Source organism: Paenarthrobacter sp. 10L420 (assembly GCF_056395385.1).
In genome coordinates this window covers 173,851-192,927 of sequence record NZ_JBFTJK010000015.1, presented here as the reverse complement: position 1 = coordinate 192,927, position 19,077 = coordinate 173,851, and the positions used below count along the sequence as shown (strand labels likewise).

General features: G+C 61.1%; 18 protein-coding genes and 1 pseudogene. 7 read left to right on the top strand and 12 right to left on the bottom strand.

All coding sequences use genetic code 11. The annotated features are described in order from the left end of the window. Positions 1-81: 81 nt before the first annotated feature. A complete protein-coding gene (locus AC1DD5_RS19555) occupies positions 82-1,098 on the bottom strand; it encodes a CU044_5270 family protein (RefSeq protein ID WP_477519240.1) in 1,017 nt (338 codons plus the stop codon). Beyond that, positions 1,064-1,660: an RNA polymerase sigma factor gene (locus AC1DD5_RS19550; protein WP_477522462.1), complete on the bottom strand. Its 597-nt coding sequence runs from the start codon at positions 1,658-1,660 to the stop codon at positions 1,064-1,066. Before AC1DD5_RS19550 ends, AC1DD5_RS19555 begins: the two co-directional genes overlap by 35 nt. A gap of 311 nt (positions 1,661-1,971) precedes the next feature. Here AC1DD5_RS19550 and AC1DD5_RS19545 point away from each other — a divergent pair, with 311 nt between their 5' ends. Further along, on the top strand, positions 1,972-2,340 hold the full coding sequence (locus tag AC1DD5_RS19545; protein ID WP_477522461.1) for a nuclear transport factor 2 family protein: 369 nt from the start codon (positions 1,972-1,974) through the stop codon (positions 2,338-2,340). 206 nt (positions 2,341-2,546) lie between these two features. Beyond that, positions 2,547-2,702: a hypothetical protein gene (locus AC1DD5_RS19540; RefSeq protein WP_477522460.1), complete on the top strand. Its 156-nt coding sequence runs from the start codon at positions 2,547-2,549 to the stop codon at positions 2,700-2,702. A 41-nt stretch (positions 2,703-2,743) separates the two neighbouring features. Here AC1DD5_RS19540 and AC1DD5_RS19535 read toward each other — a convergent pair whose 3' ends face one another. From AC1DD5_RS19535 to eat, 9 genes are all read right to left on the bottom strand, one after another. After that, entirely contained in the window at positions 2,744-3,295 is a 552-nt protein-coding gene (locus AC1DD5_RS19535) for a hypothetical protein (RefSeq protein ID WP_477522459.1), read from the bottom strand. Between the two features lie 101 nt (positions 3,296-3,396). After that, entirely contained in the window at positions 3,397-4,002 is a 606-nt protein-coding gene (locus AC1DD5_RS19530; RefSeq protein WP_477522458.1) for a TetR/AcrR family transcriptional regulator, read from the bottom strand. A 44-nt stretch (positions 4,003-4,046) separates the two neighbouring features. Beyond that, complete coding sequence (locus tag AC1DD5_RS19525; protein ID WP_477522457.1) at positions 4,047-4,805, bottom strand: MerR family transcriptional regulator; 759 nt, start codon at positions 4,803-4,805, stop codon at positions 4,047-4,049. Positions 4,806-4,896: 91 nt separating this feature from the next. Continuing rightward, a complete protein-coding gene (locus tag AC1DD5_RS19520) occupies positions 4,897-5,553 on the bottom strand; it encodes a PadR family transcriptional regulator (protein ID WP_477522456.1) in 657 nt (218 codons plus the stop codon). A gap of 143 nt (positions 5,554-5,696) precedes the next feature. Beyond that, entirely contained in the window at positions 5,697-6,479 is a 783-nt protein-coding gene (locus tag AC1DD5_RS19515) for a 3-oxoacyl-ACP reductase (protein ID WP_280626356.1), read from the bottom strand. Between the two features lie 42 nt (positions 6,480-6,521). Continuing rightward, positions 6,522-7,892, bottom strand: a complete 1,371-nt coding sequence (locus AC1DD5_RS19510) for an aldehyde dehydrogenase family protein (RefSeq protein WP_477522455.1) — start codon at positions 7,890-7,892, stop codon at positions 6,522-6,524. Further along, entirely contained in the window at positions 7,889-8,659 is a 771-nt protein-coding gene (locus AC1DD5_RS19505; RefSeq protein ID WP_477522454.1) for a gamma-glutamyl-gamma-aminobutyrate hydrolase family protein, read from the bottom strand. The genes AC1DD5_RS19510 and AC1DD5_RS19505 overlap by 4 nt, the downstream gene beginning before the upstream one ends. Then, a complete protein-coding gene (locus AC1DD5_RS19500) occupies positions 8,640-10,022 on the bottom strand; it encodes a glutamine synthetase family protein (RefSeq protein ID WP_477522453.1) in 1,383 nt (460 codons plus the stop codon). Before AC1DD5_RS19500 ends, AC1DD5_RS19505 begins: the two co-directional genes overlap by 20 nt. A 50-nt stretch (positions 10,023-10,072) precedes the next feature. Beyond that, the gene (gene eat / locus AC1DD5_RS19495; RefSeq protein WP_477522452.1) at positions 10,073-11,503 is read right to left on the bottom strand and encodes an ethanolamine permease; all 1,431 of its coding nucleotides are present in this window, start codon (positions 11,501-11,503) and stop codon (positions 10,073-10,075) included. Between the two features lie 305 nt (positions 11,504-11,808). Here eat and AC1DD5_RS19490 point away from each other — a divergent pair, with 305 nt between their 5' ends. Both AC1DD5_RS19490 and nadE read left to right on the top strand, forming a co-directional pair. Next, positions 11,809-12,525: a FadR/GntR family transcriptional regulator gene (locus AC1DD5_RS19490; protein ID WP_477516152.1), complete on the top strand. Its 717-nt coding sequence runs from the start codon at positions 11,809-11,811 to the stop codon at positions 12,523-12,525. Positions 12,526-12,800: 275 nt separating this feature from the next. After that, entirely contained in the window at positions 12,801-13,622 is an 822-nt protein-coding gene (nadE, locus tag AC1DD5_RS19485; RefSeq protein ID WP_477522451.1) for an ammonia-dependent NAD(+) synthetase, read from the top strand. Between the two features lie 534 nt (positions 13,623-14,156). On the opposite strand, the pseudogene AC1DD5_RS19480 reads toward nadE, so the two are convergent. Further along, positions 14,157-15,174: pseudogene (locus AC1DD5_RS19480) on the bottom strand (LacI family DNA-binding transcriptional regulator). A 212-nt stretch (positions 15,175-15,386) separates the two neighbouring features. Between AC1DD5_RS19480 and AC1DD5_RS19475 the strand changes: the two are divergent. From AC1DD5_RS19475 to AC1DD5_RS19465, 3 genes are all read left to right on the top strand, one after another. Then, the gene (locus AC1DD5_RS19475) at positions 15,387-16,232 is read left to right on the top strand and encodes a sugar phosphate isomerase/epimerase family protein (protein WP_477522450.1); all 846 of its coding nucleotides are present in this window, start codon (positions 15,387-15,389) and stop codon (positions 16,230-16,232) included. A gap of 51 nt (positions 16,233-16,283) precedes the next feature. Continuing rightward, a complete protein-coding gene (locus AC1DD5_RS19470) occupies positions 16,284-17,291 on the top strand; it encodes a Gfo/Idh/MocA family protein (RefSeq protein WP_477522449.1) in 1,008 nt (335 codons plus the stop codon). 244 nt (positions 17,292-17,535) lie between these two features. After that, positions 17,536-19,071, top strand: coding sequence for an ABC transporter substrate-binding protein (locus tag AC1DD5_RS19465; RefSeq protein ID WP_477522448.1), 1,536 nt, complete (start codon positions 17,536-17,538; stop codon positions 19,069-19,071). The last annotated feature ends 6 nt before the right edge of the window (positions 19,072-19,077 follow it).

The window sequence follows — 19,077 nt, the reverse complement described above, 5'->3', positions numbered from 1 at the left end:
AGACCGGCACACACGATGCCGGTCTTCTTCTCTCGTTACTCTCGTTTCGCTGCCATCATCCATGAGGGAACAGGCGGAGCGTTACGGTGCGGTCTCCGAAATGGTCGTTTCGATCGCGGTCCAAGTCGTAGCTGTTCCCGCAGGAATAGATCCCCGGGGTTCGGTCAGCACTTCACGTTCGCCGATCAACAGACCTGTCTTGGGGTCGATGATGATGTCTTGACGGCGGTTGGAAGCTGTCTCCACTCGCCCGATGGCTATGCCTTTTCTTCCATCGAGCGTGGCTTGCTCGTCGGTGACGGTCACCCCTGGGATGAGCGCTGCAGACTTGTACAGTGCAGCGCGGAGATCGGCAGGGACTATGCCCGTCCTGAGCAGGTCTGCGATGAACACCAGCGCCTCGCCATCCTTGGACTGGCCCTTGCCGTTTGTTTGCCGCTGGATTTCAGCCAGGAGGGCGTTTGGATCGCGTGGGAAGGTGGCCAGGGCATCCTGCGAGGGAAAGCTGGACTGCTCAGGTGGGGTGCCGTAGAAGCCTCCGTTATTGCCCCGGAGCACGTACGCTTCGGCAGGTTCCATACTGGAGGCGTATTCTTTCGATTTCTCATCAAAGAACGTTGTGGGGATTCTTCCTGATCTTTCCCAGACCCACTCCTCCTCGCGGTTGGCTGGGATGTACATGGCGCTCTTTTCAGTGTCCAGCCACTCATACTCGCTGCCATCCGCCGTAACCGCGGCACTACCCCACATATTGGTGCTTTGGATCTTCAAGTACTGTCCAGGGCCCGGTACAAGGTCTGCTGTCTGGATGGTTGTCTCGGCAGCGGCGTTGAGCACCTCCGCGGCCTGCGCGGTGGCTGCTCCCCGCAGTGGGCCGGGCCCAAAGACGTCGCCACTGACCAGGAGGCCAGCGACTAAAGCCGTTGCCGCTGAAACAAGCCCCCACCTCATTGCCATGCGGCGACGCGGGTTCTTCTGAAGCTTTACCGCGTGGGGATCAATACCTTGCAGTAACTTGGTCCGACCCCTGTCGATAGCCGCATCGGTGGCAATGGGAGTCCTGTCACGCATTTCGCGCAGGAGTGATAGCTCGTCCATGCTCAATCTCCTCTTCATCCATGTTCAGCAGGCCGGCGGCACCTCGAATGATGCGCCGCGCCCTGTTAAGCCGTGACCGGACAGTGCCAACGGGAACGCCGGTTGCCAGTGCTATGCCCTCGTAAGTCAGGTCAGCCCACGCATAGAGCAGCAAGCATTCCCGATCTGCTGTCGAAAGCGTCCTGATCGCTGCGGCCAGATTGGAAGACTTCACGGCTGCGTCCAGCCGCTCAGCCACACGATCGGCACCGTCCTCGTAGCTGTCTCTGCCTGCAGCTTTCGCGAAGGCTCTTAGCCGCCTTGCTTCAGTGCGGTGATGCCGGCGGAGAAGATTGGTCGCGATGCCGAATAGCCATGGCCTGGCATCATCCCACTCGTCATCAAAAGCCTCCCGGCTTTCATAGGCGACCAAGAACGTTTGCGACATGACGTCTTCAGCTACTGAGTCACCTGCCCGGGTAGCCGCGTAGCGGTACACCGCCCGCGAATACTTGTCATAAAGCGCAGCGAAGGCCTGCGGGTCCTTGCTGGAGCGGCGAATCAAGTCGCTATCGGTAGTCACAAACTGTATTGCCCCTTGGCAGGAAAAGAGTTCACGGCAGTCTAGGTCGAAACCGCACCATCGTCGGACGACTCGATAAGTGGCACGGCAAAAACCCGATAAGTGGCAAGGAAAAATGACCGTTTCTTGATTAGTTCTCGGCACGTCCCCCAACAACGGCTCCAGCAGCCCTTCTTGTTGTGACTTTCGGCATTAAATGACTTTTTTCAACGCGTGCTTGCCCCCATCCCGCCACCCTAGCCACTTTGAGTGCGTCCGTTGCCGGCAACTGTCAGTTCCCAACGCCAGCCATTGACTGACACACTCAATGAATGCTCACTCAGGACGAGGTGCTCAAAGCTGCTGTAGAAAGGGCCGACGCCCTTGCGCGACGTGACGGAGAATCTTTGATTCGTCTGCTGCACCCCAAGTTTTGCTGGATCTCGCATCAAGGCGAGCGATTCGACCGCGATACCTACGTTCGATCAAACATCGGCGGTCAGAACAATTGGCACTCGCAAACCCTCGAACAGCCCACGATCACGATCTTCTGTACAACCGCTGTCTTGACCTGCATCGCTTCTGACGATGTATCCACAGCGGCCGGCCGGAGGCAAAATCGCATGCCCATGACCCAAGTCTGGATCCGGGAAGAGGGCAGTCTGCTACTGGTCGCCGGACATGCAGGTCCGCTTCTCTAGCCACGCCCAGGGTTAACTATGTTCCGGGTGTAAACGGCATCTTCATCGAGCTCAGGATATGCGCCAAAAAAGGACGGTGGTGGGACGAACATCTGTTGAAGGTTCCTGTTCCACTCGATAACCCAGTGTGGTACGAATGAGACGAGGGCAAGCAACCCCCTTGCAACTTAGGGTTTGTCAGAATATTTGGAAAGGTAAGGACTGAAATGCTCATACTCGGAGTTGTTCTACTAATCCTTGGTTATATCTTCAACATTGGAATCCTGATAACTATTGGGTGGATTGTGGCTGTTATCGGCCTCATCCTCTTGGTCCTCGGTGCAATCGGACGCCCTCTTGCCGGAAGACGGTACTGGTACTAATCGCGGCCCGAGCCGCTACAGGGCATCCAGCCCCGTTCCCACTACTCGACGACGGACATGGGTAAGCCGCCCCCATGTACTGACGGCGTGATGGTGTCGAGCTGCCAGCCATCCGCGGATGCCCGGAACATCGCCGTCTGCGGCAGCGAGTAGCCGGACGGGACGTCGCTTGGTCCATTCGCTGCCGAGGCCTGGTGTTCCTCGGTCAATTCCTTGAAATGGACGCTCGCTTCCGAGCCGGCCACCTCGATTGACTCCACTGTGATCGTCGTCGAAAAGTCCGTGTACCAGAAACCCATCGACTTGAAGCCGGCCTTTGACCTCGCCACCACCGGAAGGTCCCTCTCGCGCTTCGCCCGGTAGGCCGCCGTCGACTGCGCGTCGCTGAGATGCGGCTCCGGGGGAACGTCCAGGGCAGTGCCGTTGCGGTCCTCAACGGCCGTCTGGATGATGACCGAAAGCTCAGAGGACGACGGCCTGGGCACAGCTGCTGCGGGAGACCCGACCGTGCGCGGCCCGGCAACAGGTTGGCATCCGGAAAGGGCAAACCCAAGCAGCACCGCGACGGCGGCCGACGAGCCTCGGTAAGTCATCGTGGTCCCCCTTGCCGGATGTCCTCACAGCCTGCCCGGAAGGCCCCAGCCAGTCAACTAGAGCCGGATGGTGGGCGTAGAAGGTCCAGGATCGCGCTTCATCAATGCCGGTCGTCGTGACGCGAAGGGGCGAACGCGATCTGCTCCGTGCGGGCAATGCCTCGCTCGATGGCAGCCTTGTCTATGCCCAGGAGCGTGGTGAGCCACATGCCGTTTTGCACGACGACGATGTCTGCTGCGCGCTCCTTACTCTCATCGTCGGAAAGCTCGGGTTTGGCATTCCCTATGAGTGTGGCTAGCCCGTCCAGATACCGGTCGAACGCCGCCGCGTTGATCCGTGCGAAGTCCTCATGCGCCTGAGCGAGAGCCCACAGGTGGAGGCGGAGGGACAGGTACGGCGTGGTCAGGAGATCGGGGTCCGCAACGCGCCGAAGTGACTCTCGAAGTTGCTCCTCAGGGGTTGATGCCGGCTCCGGCTCCACCAGCATGAGGTCGTGCTCTTCAATCCGGTGAAGTACCGCACGGATCAAGCTCGACTTGTCTTCGTAGTAGTAGTTCACGAGCCCCAAGGCGACGCCGGCTTCACGCGCCACGGCCCGCATATTGATGCCCGAAATGCCGTGGCGGGACAGCAGTTCCAGGGCCGCTTCGAGAATGCGAGTCTGCCGGTCAACCTGTTCGCTGGACTTTACGGTGCTAGTACCCATTCGGCCAGACTATTGCCAAACCCCGGTCAACGCATCCCGGCTGCCTACAGGTTCTCCTCCGCATAAACCCGCAGGGCATCCCGAACGAACGTGGCTCCTGACTCCCCGCCATAGTTCGCGGCAAATCGGGGGTCCGCAACGTACATCTCGCCGAGGCCTGTGACATAACCCTTCACGTCTCCGCCAGGTGCCGCCGTCGGGGTTCCAGGGATTCCGCGGAGCCATTCGACGTGGCGCCTTGCCAGTTCCTGTGCTTCAGCGCTGTCGGGTGCAATTCCGGACGTGGCGGCGGAGATCCAGTCGCTCCCGAGTTTGCGGGAGCGTTCCTTCCATTGCTGTTTTTCTTCGGCGCTCATGCCGCGCCACCACGCGTCACTCGTGGCGTAAGCGTCCTTGCCCCAGCGCTCCTCTACCTCGTCCTTGTACTGCGTGTGGTCGAAGCCATCAAACATGTCCTGTGCCATGTACCGTCCATCCCCTTTCAATGTGTCAATGGTTTGCCGTACGGACGCGATCTGTCGCGCCAGACGGTCCTGCTCTTGCCCAAGCCATTCCAGATGGCCGCTCAACGCCTTGACGGTGTCGGTCTCCCGGGCAAGCACGTCGGCAATTGCAGGCAAACCCAGTCCAAGCTCCCTGAGCAGGAGGATCCGCTGGAGCTGCACCAAGGCCGGACCGTCGTAATAGCGGTAGCCGTTATGACCGGTCCGGCTTGGCTTGAGCAGCCCTATGTCGTCGTAGTGACGCAGCGTGCGGCTGGTGGTCCCTGCCATCTTGGCGATTTCCTGGATCGACCAGTCCATGAGTCCTCCGTCCTGGCCCTCTCGTTCCTGGCTTGTCCTTTGACAGTAATGGTTGACGTTACGTCAAGGTCAAGGGGGTGGATTGGAGGAATTAGTCGGCCAGGATCAGGTACAGCGCACGGCGGGTTTCATCGAGTTTCTCGATTGCTGCCCGGCGTTGTTCATCGGTTGCCGCGGAACGGAACTGGTGGACGACGCCCATGAGTTTCCCGATGCTCTGGTGGAACTCCTGCATGTTTCCGTCGGCCTCGGTGTTCCAGGCATTGGCGAGTTCTTCCTCATGCTCGGCAACGTAGGCGCGGCCGTCGTCCGTCAACGTGAACTCTGTCCGACGCCCCTCGCCCACGGCTGTGATGAGCTCTTCATCAACCAGCTGCTGCAAGGTGGGGTAGACGGATCCGGGGCTGGGCCGCCATGTTCCGGACGTCTTTTCTGCAATCGTCCTGATCAGCCCATAGCCGTTGGATGGCGACTCGGCCAGCAGAGACAGGATTGCAGCCCTGACGTCGCCGCGGTTTGCCCGTCGCCCGCCACCGGGACCAAAGCCCCTGGGGCCGAAACCGCCCGGGCCGAAGCCACCGGGTCCGAAACCAGGTCCGAAACCGCCGGGCCCAAAGCCGGGTCCGCCGTGTCCGTGGGGACCGCGGCGCCCCTTGCCTCGATTGAAGCGGCCTCTTCCCTGGCCGTGTTCGGGGAGTCCGGAGCCATGCTCCGGGAAGGTGTTGTCGTGTTCGTGGATGCCTTTCATGACAGCATCGTCCTTTCGGTATAAGTGTTCGCCGAAGGATTATCGGCGATAGTTAACGATATATCGGTAACTATCGCGACGTCAAGAGGCTTAAACGCGAAAGCTGCCCCCGCCCAAGGAGGGCAGGGGCAGCCGGAGAGATGCTACGAGAGAGGAGTGACGTAAGCGCCCGAGATGCCGCCATCCACCAGGAAGGTGGAGGCCGTGATGAAGGAAGCGTCATCGCTGGCAAGGAACGCGACGGCTGCAGCCAGCTCTTCCGGTTCCGCGAAGCGGCCCAGAGGAACATGCACCAAGCGGCGTGCTGCCTTCTCAGGATCCTTCGCGAAGAGTTCCTTCAGCAGGGGAGTGTTCACCGGTCCCGGGCATAGGGCGTTGATGCGGATGCCCTGCCGTGCAAACTCGACGCCGAGTTCCCGGCTCATGGACAGGACGCCGCCCTTCGAGGCGCTGTAGGAAATCTGGGATGTTGCCGCTCCCATGACAGCCACGAACGATGCCGTGTTGATGATGGATCCCTTGCCCTGCTCCTGCATGTAAGGAATGGCGTACTTGCAGCAGTAGTAAACGGAGGTCAGGTTCACTTCCTGCACCCTGCGCCAGGCGTCGATTCCGGTATCCAGGATCGAAGCGTCGTCGGCGGGAGAGATACCGGCGTTGTTGAAGGCGATGTCCACGCTGCCGTACGTCTCCTTGGTCTGGGCGTAGAGGTTGCGGACTTCTTCTTCACTGGTCACGTCTACTTTGACGAACAGGCCGCCCACTTCGCTGGCGGCAGCAATCCCCGAGGTCGGTTCGATGTCGGCGATCACCACGTTGGCGCCCTCAGCTGCCATCCGGCGTGCCGTGGCCAGGCCGATGCCGCTGGCACCACCAGTGATGACTGCGCTGCGGCCGGCGAGACGGTTGGAAACTACTGCTTGCATGGGTGCTCTCCTTTGAAAAGTTTTGAAAAAAGTGGAAAAAGATCAGGCGGACTGGGTGGAAATGAAGACGTTCTTGACTTCACTGAAGGCATCCAGGGCGTCCGGGCCGAGCTCACGGCCGAGGCCGGACTGCTTGAAGCCGCCAAACGGGGTGGAGTACCGGACGGACGAATGGGAGTTCACGGAGAGGTTGCCCGATTCGACTCCCCGGGCAACGCGGAGTGCCCGGTCCACTTTGGACGTCCAGATGGAGCCGGACAAGCCGTACTCGGTGTTGTTGGCGATCCGTATTGCCTCTGCTTCGTCGTCGAATGGGACCACTGCAACAACCGGGCCGAAGATTTCATCGGTGAAGGACGGCGCCTTCAGATCCGGTGTGAGCACCGTGGGCGGGAACCAGAAACCCGGTCCTTCCGGCGCCTTCCCCTGGAAGGCGACCGGGGCGCCATCGGGCACGAAAGCGGAAACCGTGTCCAACTGCTGGGCCGAAATGAGCGGACCCATGGTGGTGGCCGGATCTGCAGGGTTTCCGACACGCATGCCAAGGACCTCTGGTTCCAACAGTTCCAGGAAGCGATCGTAGACGCTGCGCTGCACGAGAATCCTGGAGCGTGCGCAGCAGTCCTGACCGGCGTTGTCGAAAGCACCGCCGGGGGCGGCGGCCGCAGCCATCTCAAGGTCGGCGTCGTCGAAAATGATGTTGGCGCTCTTGCCGCCGAGTTCCAGCGTCACGCGCTTCACCTGGTCAGCGCAGCCTGCCATGATCTGCTTGCCAACGCCGGTTGAGCCGGTGAACACCACCTTCCTGACCGCCGGATGCGTGACGAACCGCTGACCCACCACGGAACCCTTGCCCGGAGTCACCTGGAAGACGCCCTCAGGAAGGCCCGCTTCCAGAGCCAATTCAGCAAGGCGGATCGCGGTCAGCGGTGTCACCTCCGCCGGTTTGAGCACCACCGTATTGCCTGCCGCAAGTGCGGGCGCGAATCCCCATCCGGCAATGGGCATCGGGAAGTTCCAGGGAACAATGATGCCAACAACGCCCAGCGGCTCGTGGAAGGTCATGTTGACGCCGCCTGCCACAGGAATTTGGCGGCCGAAATGCCGTTCCGGAGCGGCGGAGTAGTAATTGAGGACGTCGCGGACGTTGCCCGCTTCCCATCGGGCGTTGCCAATGGTGTGGCCCGCGTTGCGCACCTCCAGTTGCGCGAGGTTCTCCAGGTCATTGTCGACGGCGGCAGCGAACCGTCGCAGCAGCAACGCCCGGTCCGCGGGGGCAACTGCCCGCCACATCTCGTAGGCGGCCGCTGCCTTGGCAATGGCGGCGTCTGTTTCGGCCACGCCAGCGAGCGGAACGGTCTGGATGACCTCCTCCGTGGCCGGATTGATCACATCAAACACTGTTGCTGTCATGCGGGGGACATCGCTTTCATGGTTGCGGTCTGGTCTGAGCGGTAGCTGGCGGCGGCGTCCACAAAGCCGCGGAACAGCCGGAGATCATGGGGGTTGTGTTCCGGATGGAACTGGACGCCAAGAACCCAGCCGCCCTCCGTGGTTTCAATGGCCTGCACCAGGCCATCGGCGGAGCGGGCTGTCACCCGCAGGGTTTCAGGCACGTCGTCCATGGCCTGGTGGTGGTAGCACGGCGAAGTGGCGGAATCACCCAGGAGGTGGTGGATGAGGCTGCCCGGCGTGGTGTCGAATGCCGCCTCACCATAGACCCCTGGTGCTGGTTGAGTGTTGCTGCCGGGAAGGATGTCAGGGATGTGCTGGATCAGCGTTCCGCCCAAAACCACGTTGAGGAGCTGCGCTCCCCGGCAAATCGCGAACAGGGGAAGCTCTCTTTCAAGCGCGGCACGGATCAGCGCTGAGTCATGCTTGTCCCGCAGTGGTTGGGGCTTGGTGGTGGGATGCGGTGCCTGACCGTACAGGGAAGGATCGACGTCGGGACCTCCCACCACGATCAAGCCATCCACCAGATCCAGCACGGATTCGTCGGTGCCCAGCGGAGGCAGCAGGATAGGTGTTGCTCCGGCTGCGACCACCGCCTCCACGTACGATCCGGGGAGAATCGCCGCCGTCGTATTCCACACTCCCCAGGAGGCGTCCTGAAGGTAACTGGTGAGCGCGATTCTGGGCTTGTACGGTTGCCCGTAGGTTTCAGAGACGTTCGAAGCCACGGACCCGCTCCCAATCTGTGATGGCGCTGTCATAAGCGGTGAGCTCCACGTTGGCGGCGTGGACGTAGTGGTCCACCACGTCGTCGCCGAATGCCTTGCGCGCAATGCTGCTCTCGGCCAGGAGGTCCCGCGCGTCCCGCAAGGTTGTGGGCAGCCGTTCCGCGTCGGACTCGTAGGCATTGCCCTTGGTGATTGCCGGCAACTGAAGATCGTTCTCGATGCCATGGATGACAGCGGCGATCATTGCGGCCACCGCGAGGTAGGGGTTCACATCGCCGCCGCCCACACGGTTCTCAGTGCGGAGGCCCCGGCCGTGGCCCACCACGCGGAGTGCGCAGCTGCGGTTGTCCAAGCCCCAGGCGATCGCTGTTGGGGCGAAGCTGCCCTCCACGAAGCGTTTGTAGGAATTGATGTTAGGTGCCAGGAAATAGGCGAGTTCGCGCAGCGCCGCGAGTTGACCGGCAACGAACCGTTCCATCAGCGGGCTGAAGCCGTATTCGCCGTCGCCCGCCAGCACGGGGTTCCCGTCCAGGTCGGTGAGGCTGAAGTGGATGTGGCAGGAGTTGCCTTCACGTTCGTTGAACTTGGACATGAACGTGATGCTCTTGCCGTGCTGGTCCGCGATTTCCTTGGCGCCGTTCTTGTAGAACGTGTGCTTATCGCAGGCGGCGAGGGCTTCATCGAAGCGGAACGTGATTTCCTGCTGGCCGAGGTTGCACTCGCCCTTGGACGACTCGACCACCAGGCCTGCGGCTTCCATGTTGTTGCGGATGGAGCGGATCACTGGTTCCAACCGGGCTGTGGCAAGGAGCGAGTAGTCCACGTTGTACTGCGTCGACGGCGCGAGGCCCGTGTAGTTCTTCTGCCACGCCTGGTTGTAGGAGTCATCGAACATCAGGAACTCCAGCTCGGTCCCTGCGTGGGCACGGTAGCCCAGCTTTTCGAGCCGCTCGATTTGGGCCTTCAGGATCTGCCGTGGTGATGCGGTTACCGGCGTCCGGTCCGTCCACAGGACATCGCACTGCACAATGGCTGTGCCGTCGAGCCAAGGGACTCTCCGAAGGGTTGAAATGTCCGGCATCATTACCATGTCGCCGTACCCGGTCTCCCAGGACGACATCGCGTAACCGTCCACGGTTTGCATTTCGACATCCACGGCCAGCAGGTAGTTACAGCCCTCTGCGCCGTGGTCCAGAACGTCTTCGAGGAAGGAGCGTGCACCACAACGCTTACCCTGGAGGCGACCCAGCGCATCCGTGATGGCGACAATGACGGTATCGATTTCGCCGGTTGCTACAGATTCGCGCAGTTCGTCGACGGTGAGCTGCCGGTTCCGGCTGGACTCTTGGATGTGGGAATTCATGATGTCTCCGCAGTGTGGTTCTGTGAGTGGATGTCAGGTTCTGCTGGCTGTTACTTCAGCTCGGCCTCGGCCATGGCGAGTTGGGCGAACTCTTCTTCGGGTGCGCCCGCCACGATCCGGTGCCGGCTGTAGAGCCAGTAGTAAAGGAGGGCAGCGGCAAAAATCGCTGCCGTGATGGAAGCGGCAAAGACGTCGACGACGAACGTCGCCACGACTGCCACCGCGGACAGGACCAAGGCAATCGACGTCGTGACGATCCCGCCCGGCGTCCTGTAGCCGCGTTCCAGGTTGGGTTCCTTCTTGCGAAGGACGATATGCGAGAGGTTCAGCAGGACGTAGGAAACCGTGGCGCCGAAGACTGCGATGTTGATGAGCAAAGCACCATCCTGGGTCAGGGCAGCCAGCAGGAAGCCGACCGTGCCCGGGACGATCAATGCCCAGTACGGGGTGCGCCGGGCGCCGGTCAGGGAGAGCCAGCGGGGCAGGTACCCGGCCCGGGACAGGGCAAACAGCTGCCGTGAGTAGGCGTAAATGATGGAGAAGAAGCTGGCTACCAGTCCGGCCAGGCCGGCGTAGTTGATGAAGTCGGCCAGGAAAGTGTTGCCACCGTAGGCAATGCGTAGTGCTTCAGGAAGGGGGTTGTCCGATTCGCTCATGGCTTGCGAGCCGGCTGCACCCGGGACCAGGACCAGCATGAGTGCGCCAAAGATGACCAGGATAATGACGGCCACAATGATTCCCCGGGGCATGTCCCGCTTGGGATTGGACGTTTCCTCGGCCGCGAGGGGAACGCCCTCCACCGCCAGGAAGAACCAGATTCCGTAGACCAGCGCCGCCAGGATGCCGCTGATACCCATGGGCAGGAAGGCGCTGGAGCCTGCCGATCCATCGGGAACAATATCGAACAGCCGGGCGGAATCGAACTTGGGAAGCAGGCCGACGACGGCGGCGGCCAGGGCGATGGTTGCCACCGCGGTAATGGCGAACATGATCTTCAATGCTTCGCCGACTCCGCGGATGTGGATTCCGATGAAGATGACGTAGGTGACCAGGTAGACCGGCCATGAGTTGGTGAGGCCGAAGAGGCCAAGCGCCTCCACATAGCCGCCGATGAAGGTGGCAATAGCTGCCGGGGCCACCGCGTATTCGATGAGGACCGCCATACCTGTCGCGAATCCCCCGAGTGGCCCCAGGGCTCGGCGGGCGAACGCATAGCCGGCCCCCGCCGTCGGGAGCGTTGATGAAAGTTCAGCGAGCCCGAAAACCATGCACGTGTACATGACGGCCATGAGCAGGAAGGCGATCAGCAGGCCGCCCCAGCCTCCTTGTGCCAGGCCCAGGTTCCAGCCCGCGAAATCGCCGGAGATCACGTAGGCCACCCCGAGCCCTGCGAGAAGAACCCATCCGGCGGCACCCCGTTTGAGGCGCCGGTGCTGCAAATACTCATCCTCGCCGCCGGGCGGCTGGTGCACTGTTTCCATGCGTGTTCCTATCGTCTGAGGAATGCTTCTGGGAAAAGTCGAGCGGGGGATCTTCCAGATCCTAAAGGACTGTTTTCAGTCCAAAGTGTGCTTCAAAGTCTGGAGCGTGATTCGCCACGAGTCAAGACTTTTCTGAAAAACCTGATGACTTGGATCACTATTGAGGGCGTGTCCAATGGTTTTTTTGGTGACCTTTAGTGGTTGGCGTGGGTAGCATGGAGGCAGCAGCGCCGTGTGAACGGCCTCACTGATCGGTGAATGACCTCACTGATGGGCGCAGCCCGCATTCCGTGGAAGGAGATGCCGTGCCGGACTCACCGTTTGGCCCGTCGTTCTCGATGCTGCGCCCAGTCAGGGGCGGCAACGCGTTCGAAGAGACCATCGAACACATCCTGCAGACCATCAAGCTGGGGATCTTTGCTCCCGCCGAAAAACTGCCGCCCGAGCGCGAACTGGCCGAACAATTAGGTGTCAGCCGCGCCACGCTTCGGGATGCGTTGGGGGAGTTGCAGAGTGCCGGCTATTTGGAAGTCCAGCGTGGCCGGTACGGCGGTACGTATGTCTCCACAACGGCAGTCCAGCGCCAGCCGGACCAAGGGCCGCTCGATCCTGCCGAGGTGGAGGACGTCCTGCTGTTCAGGTCCATCATCGAGCCTGCCGCTGCTTCTTTGGCCGCCAAAGCGGACCTCTCCGCGGCTGCCCGGAGGCACCTGCAGGTCTGCCTCTCTGAAGTGAGCGCTTCCCCCGCCGTGGGCTACCGGCCCCGCGATGCCCGGTTCCATATCGCCGTCGCCGAATTGTCCGGCTCCGCAAGCTTGGTGGGCGCGGTGGCCGAAACCCGATCCAGGCTCAACGAACTCCTGGACCGGATCCCCTTACTCAGCACCAACCTCGAGCACGCCAACGAACAACACACCGAGATCGCCGAGGCTATCCTGCGCGGCGATGCCCCCGCCGCTGAACGGGCCACCATCGAACACCTGGAGGGAACGGCTTCACTGCTGCGCGGCTTCCTCGCCTGACGTTCTCTCACGTCCTGCTGCTTTTTGGCGATCCTTCTCTCACGTCCTGCGGTTTATCGGCAATCCTTCTCTCACGTCGGACGGGTTTTTCAGGGTCGTTCCATCAGGTCCTGCGGGTTTTTTGTCATCGCTCTCTCACGTCCAATGCCGCCGGGCCGAATCACGCCGGGCCGAATCACGCCGGGCCGAATCACGCCGCGGCCGAATCACAGCGAGGCCGAATCACGGCGCAATATGGTTGAGCCTTTGTCATGGGGCTGACTAGTGTTGGACACATGCGCGAACTCCAGGCCAAGATCATCGAGGAAATGGGCGTCCAGCCCCGGATCAATCCCCAAGAGGAGGTCCGCAAACGGGTCACGTTCCTGAAAGAATATGTGAAAGCCACGGGCACCAACGGCTTTGTGCTCGGCATCTCCGGTGGACTTGATTCCACTCTTGCCGGCCGATTGGCGCAGCTGGCAGTCGAGGAACTGGAAGCTGAAGGCGTCAACGCGAACTTCGTCGCGATGCGTCTCCCCTACGGCATCCAGCACGACGAAGACGACGCCCAAGCCGCCTTGGACTTCATCAAGGCCAAAAACGAGCGGACCTTCAACATCTCCCGCGCAGTGGATGGATTCGAGGAAGAGTTCGAGAAAGCCACCGGCGCTGAAATCTCCGACTTCCACAAGGGCAACACCAAGGCCCGCGCACGCATGGTTGCCCAGTATGCACTGGCCGGCGAACACAATTACTTGGTCATCGGCACAGACCACGGCGCCGAGTCCGTCACAGGCTTCTTCACCAAATATGGCGACGGCGGTGCGGATATCCTGCCGCTGTTCGGCCTGAACAAACGCCAGAACCGCGAACTTCTGGCCGAACTTGGCGCGTCCGCGCGGCTTTGGCAGAAGGTTCCCACAGCTGACCTCCTGGACGACAAGCCGGGCCGTACCGATGAAGACGAGCTCGGAGTCACGTACGACCAGATCGACGACTACCTTGAAGGCCGCGAAGTTCCCGAGGGCGTCGCGGAAATCATCGAACAGAAGTACCTCCGCACGCGTCACAAGCGCACGGTGCCGGTCACGATCTTCGATACCTGGTGGAAATAACCCCCGGATCCTCTCGCACTTCCCACGGGCTTTTGGCGATCGTTCTCTCATGTCCAAACGGCTTTTGGCCACCGGTCTCTCACCTCCCACAGGCTTCGACGCCCATCGCGGTGACCCGTGGCCTACTCCGCTTAGTACTCGAAGAAGTCCTTTACTTTTGTTTGGTGGCAAGAAGACGTTGGCTTCACCCAGGAACTCGACCTCAACCTTCACCGCTCGTTTTCGGCCAGGGGCCTTCTCATCCCAGGCCTACTACTCGCAGTGAGTGTCGACGTCGGACTTTAGCGACGGCGGCCATCCCGCCGTCGAGCAGGACGTGAGAGAGCAACCGCCCGAAACGGGCAGGACGTGAGAGCGGAACCGCCCGAAACGGGCAGGACGTGAGAGAGCAAACGCCCGAAACGGGCAGGACGTGAGAGAGCAAACGCCCAAAACCGGCGGGACGTGAGAGAGCAACCGCCCAAAACGGGCAGGACGTGAGAGAGCAACCGTCCGAAACGGGCAGGACGTGAGAGAGCAACCGCTGGGCGGGACCTAGGCCGGGACGGGGCCTGTGGAACCGCGGACCGTGAGATGGGTGGGCATGACGGAGCGGCTGCGGTTACCGCCCCCCCGCCAACGGGTTCAGCTGGGCCAGCAGCATGGACACGGACACACGGCCTGCTTGCTCAATGGGTGAGCTCATTGTGGTGAGCGGGGGGTTGCAGAAATCAGCCCCAAAGATATCGTCACAGCCCACTATGCTCATATCTTCTGGCACGCGCAGGCCGCGCTCGCGAAGCCGCTGCAGCATGCCGATCGCTATGAGGTCGTTGAACACAATGCAGGCAGTCACTCCACTGTGGACTGCGGCATCGGCAGCGGCGGCGCCGGATTGCGTCTTCGGCGCAAAAGGGCCGAGGCTGCGAACGTCCACCCCACGGTCCTCGGCGGCTTCGGACAATGCCACCCAGCGTCGGGCGCTCGATTGCGAGACTGCAGGTCCGGCTACGTAGGCCACGGATGTGTGCCCCAGCGAAATAAGGTGATCCAACGCCTGCGGCATGGCCGATGGAGTATCGATGATGACTGCAGGAACGCCGCCGACGTCCCGGTTCACCGTGACCATGGGCATCTTGGCGGCGGCAGCGGCGAGTGACTCGTCATTCAAGCGGGAGGCTGCGACGATCACGCCATCAGCACTCTTGCGCAGCTGCTCAAGGGTGCTGGCCTCCACTTCATCGGATTCCTCGGTGTCCACCAGTAACTGCGTGTACCCGGCAGCCTTGAGTTGCAACTGCGTGCCGCGAATGAGATCGAAGTAGAACGGGTTGGTGATATCCGGCACCAGCACGCCCACTGCTCCGGTCCGGCCTGAGCTCAGCGCCTTTGCCTGGGAGTTTGGCGTGTACTTAAGTTCGACGGCGGCAGCTTGGATCCGCTGCCGGGTGCGGATATTGACGCGGTCCGGATTGGTGAGTGCCCGGGAGACAGTGGACGCCGCGACTCCGCAGAGGGCGGCGATGTCATGGATGGTGGCGGGCCGGTTTGATGCCACGGGTTGCGTCGCCATGGGTGTTCCTCTCTGAACAACGGGTCATCCGGCTGTGATTGCTGCCACACCGTTTATCAAGAATGCCACAGCATGGCAGATTATGGCAATCGGTTGTCATAAGGATGCCAAGTTGGCTAAACTCAGGGGACAACACCGCCTGTGAACTATGTCACCGCACCCCTGCGGCGGCGTCAGGAACAAGCCGCCACAGGCACTATCTAGGAGATTTCGTGACTCAACCCAATGCCGTGTGGAGCCTGTCCGGCTTCGGTGATGAGATAGACCCTGATCCCGCAGTCCAGGCCGCTGTGCTCCTGGCCCTGGGCGCCAGCCACATCGAAGTCCGCAGCGCCTGGGACGTGAATGTGTCCGAACTCGAAAAGGAAGCAGTAGAGCGACTCAAGGGGATTTTTGACGAAAAAGGCCTCAAAGTCTCAGCTGTTGCCAGCCCCATAGGCAAGGTGGACGTCAGCCTTCCCGTGGAGCATGAGGTCAACCGGCTCCGCCAGATCATCTCCGTGGCCAAGGGCCTGGACGCCAAGTACGTCCGGATCTTCTCCTTCTACCGCGCGGAAGGCCAGAGCCAGGAAGAAATCCGGGATGACGTAATGGAACGCATGAGGGCATTGGCCGCAGAGGCTGAAGCCAGTGGAATTGTTCTGCTCCACGAAAACGAAAAAGGCATCTACGGCGATACACCCGAGCGGGTCCTGGACATCATGGAGACTGTGGCCTCCCCGGCACTCCGCGCGGCGTGGGATAACGCCAACTTCGTACAGGTAGGCGTCAAGCCCTACACCGAGGGCTATGCAATGCTGCGTCCGTACCTTGAGTACTTGCAGGTAAAGGATGCCCTGGCCGATACGGGCGAAGTGGTTCCTGCCGGGCAGGGCGACGGCGAACTTGATGCCACAATTGCCGCACTCCAGGCCGACGGTTTCACAGGCTTCGCGTCCCTGGAGCCGCACCTCGACAACGCCCACGAGTTGGGTGGGTACTCCGGACCCGTAGCCTTCGGCATCGCCGCGCGGGCTTTCGCAGCCCTGGCAGCCAGGAATGGCGTCGAACTGGTCTGACCGCCGGATCGACCGCAAGCCCACCAGCACCATCCTTCAAAGGAGCAGGAAATGCCTACAGCGGCAGTCATCGGTTGCGGTGACATCTCAACGATCCACTTTTCGGCGATCTCAACCTTGGACGACGTCCAACTAGTGGCGGTATGCGATACCGATCCGGAGCGGTTGCAAGCGGCGGCAGCCGCCCACAGCGTGCCGGGGTACACGGACTACCTGGACATGTTGGAGAAGGCGCGTCCCGACGTCGTACATATTTGTACCCCACACCACCTCCATGCCTCACTGGCAGCCGACTGCCTGGAGCGCGGCGTCAATGTAATCGTCGAGAAGCCCCTCGCGCACACGCTTGAAGAGGGAAAGCGGCTTATTGAAGCGGCTGAACGGAGCCAGGCGAAGATCGCCGTCTGCTTCCAGAACCGCTACAACGTGACGTCGCAGGCAATGCGGAAAATGCTCGACGGCGGTGGGCTGGGTCGGGTAATCGGCGCATCGGCCACCGTCTTATGGCATCGGAACGGCGACTACTACCGTGATCGGCCTTGGCGCGGCACTTGGCTGGAGGGCGGGGGCGGCCTGATGATGAACCAGGCAATCCATACCGTCGATTTGCTCCAGTGGTTGGTTGGCGATGTTGCCAAGGTGGGAGGCCGAGCGTCGACCCGATCTCTGGGCGGCGTGATTGAGGTGGAAGACACCGCGGAGTTTGTTGCCGAGCACGTGAACGGTGCCCGCAGCGTCTTCTATGCAACTTTGGCAAACGCGGTCAATGCGCCGGTAGCGCTGGACATCGTGACCGAAAAGGCGACGCTCAGCCTGCGCGGGGACCTCACTGTGACTTACGACGACGGCACCGTGGATGTCATCCCGGAGCGGGTGGCGGAAACGGGCGGCAGGTCCTATTGGGGCGTCTCGCATGATCTCCTGATCAAGGACTTTTACGCCGGACTCAAGAACGACGGACCTTTCTGGATAAGTCCTGCAGAGGCAGGAAAGTCGCTCCGGATCGTCAAGGATATTTATGCACAGAGCTATCCGGACCAGTTGGAACGGGTGAGCTGAACGCAGCAGTGCCTGCCGGCGATTCCGGCCGGGAGCCATTGGGGGTTTCCGGCCGTTTTCGTCTCCAATTCAGGGAACCCCGCCGAGCGTCCTGGCAACTTGGCAACATTTTCAGAAACTTTTGACAATCGGTTGCCAAGCCCGGATTACTTCCGTAATGTAAGTCCCACACCCACAAAAATGTGGTTCACACCACACCCTTCGTTCTGATTCGCATCAGGCCAAGATTCAGTAGGAGCCGACAATGAAGTTAGGTCCAAAGGCGGCAGCAGCCGCCCTCGTACTCAGCGCCTCCCTGGCGCTCACCGCATGTGGCGGCGGAGGCGCCGGAGCCGGTTCAAACGCTGGTGGCGGAAAGACTGTCACAGCCTTGACGCTGGGCACGCTCCGTGACATTACTTCGTGGGATCCTGCCCAGGCTCACGTCGGCCACGCACTGCAGCCATATCAAGCAGCCTATGACTCCCTGATCCTGCGCGAACCGGATGGCAAGCTCAGGCCCATGCTGGCCACCGCGTGGAAGTACAACGACACTAATACCAAACTCACTGTGGACCTCCGGAAGGACGTCACGTTCAGCGACGGCGCCAAGTTCGACGCCACAGCAGCCAAGGCCAACCTGGACCACTTCAAGAAGGCCAACGGCCCGCAGATGGCCCAGCTCGGATCGGTATCGGACATCGCCGTGGTGGACGAGGACACCATTGACATCAACCTCAGCGCTCCAGAGCCGGCCTTGGAGTATTTCCTGAGCCAGGCCGCCGGCCTGATGGGCAGCCCCGCAGCGCTCGGCACTGATGCGATCAAGACTGTACCGGTTGGTTCGGGACCCTACGTGATGGACAAAGCAGCATCCGTGAAAGACTCCCAGACGGTCTTCACTGCCCGCGAGGGATACTGGAACAAGGACCTGCAGAAGTACAAGAAGCTCACCCTGAAGATCCTCACCGATCCAACGGCCCGCACCAATGCTCTGGTTTCCGGCCAGATTGATGCCACGCTCCTGGATCCCAAGAACGGCAAGCAGGCAGAGGGTGCCAAGATGAAGCTCGAAACCAACCAGGTTGACTGGTCCGGTTTGCTCCTTCTGGACCGGGACGGCACCAAGAACCCGGCACTTGCCAACGTCAAGGTCCGTCAGGCCATCAACTATGCGTTCGACCGCAAGACCATTCTGGACCAGGTCATGCTGGGCCAAGGCACGCCCACTTCGCAGCCGTTCGGCAAGGAAAGTGGTGCCTGGACGGAGGAGCTGGAGAACTACTACAGCTATGATCCCGCCAAGGCCAAGCAACTGTTGAAGGACTCCGGTTTCGAGGGCAAGGTAACCCTTGACGTTCCCACCCTGCCTGGAGCTGAAACCCTTATCTCGGTCATGCAGCAACAACTCGCAGACGTTGGAATCACCCTGAAACCGGGCGCCGCCATCACCAACACGTTCACAGCGGACGTCGCGGCACAGAAGTACCAGGCGCTCTTCTTCAACCTCTTCCAGGGTGAGCCCACCGTTGCGATCGACCAGATCGTCTCCACCAAGGCGTTGTACAACCCCTTCAAGAACACCACGCCTGAGCTTGAGGCGAAGATCCAGGCTGTGCGCACAGGTGGCGACGAGGCCGGCAAGCTGGCCCAGGAAGTCAACAAGTATGTTGTGGAACAGGCATGGTTCGCCCCGCTCTTCCGCGTGAACCAGATGTACTACCACAACGACAAAGTGAACGTCACCCCGCAAGTACAGCAGGCCGTTCCGTCCATCTATAACTACTCGCCCGCCAAGTAGGAACCC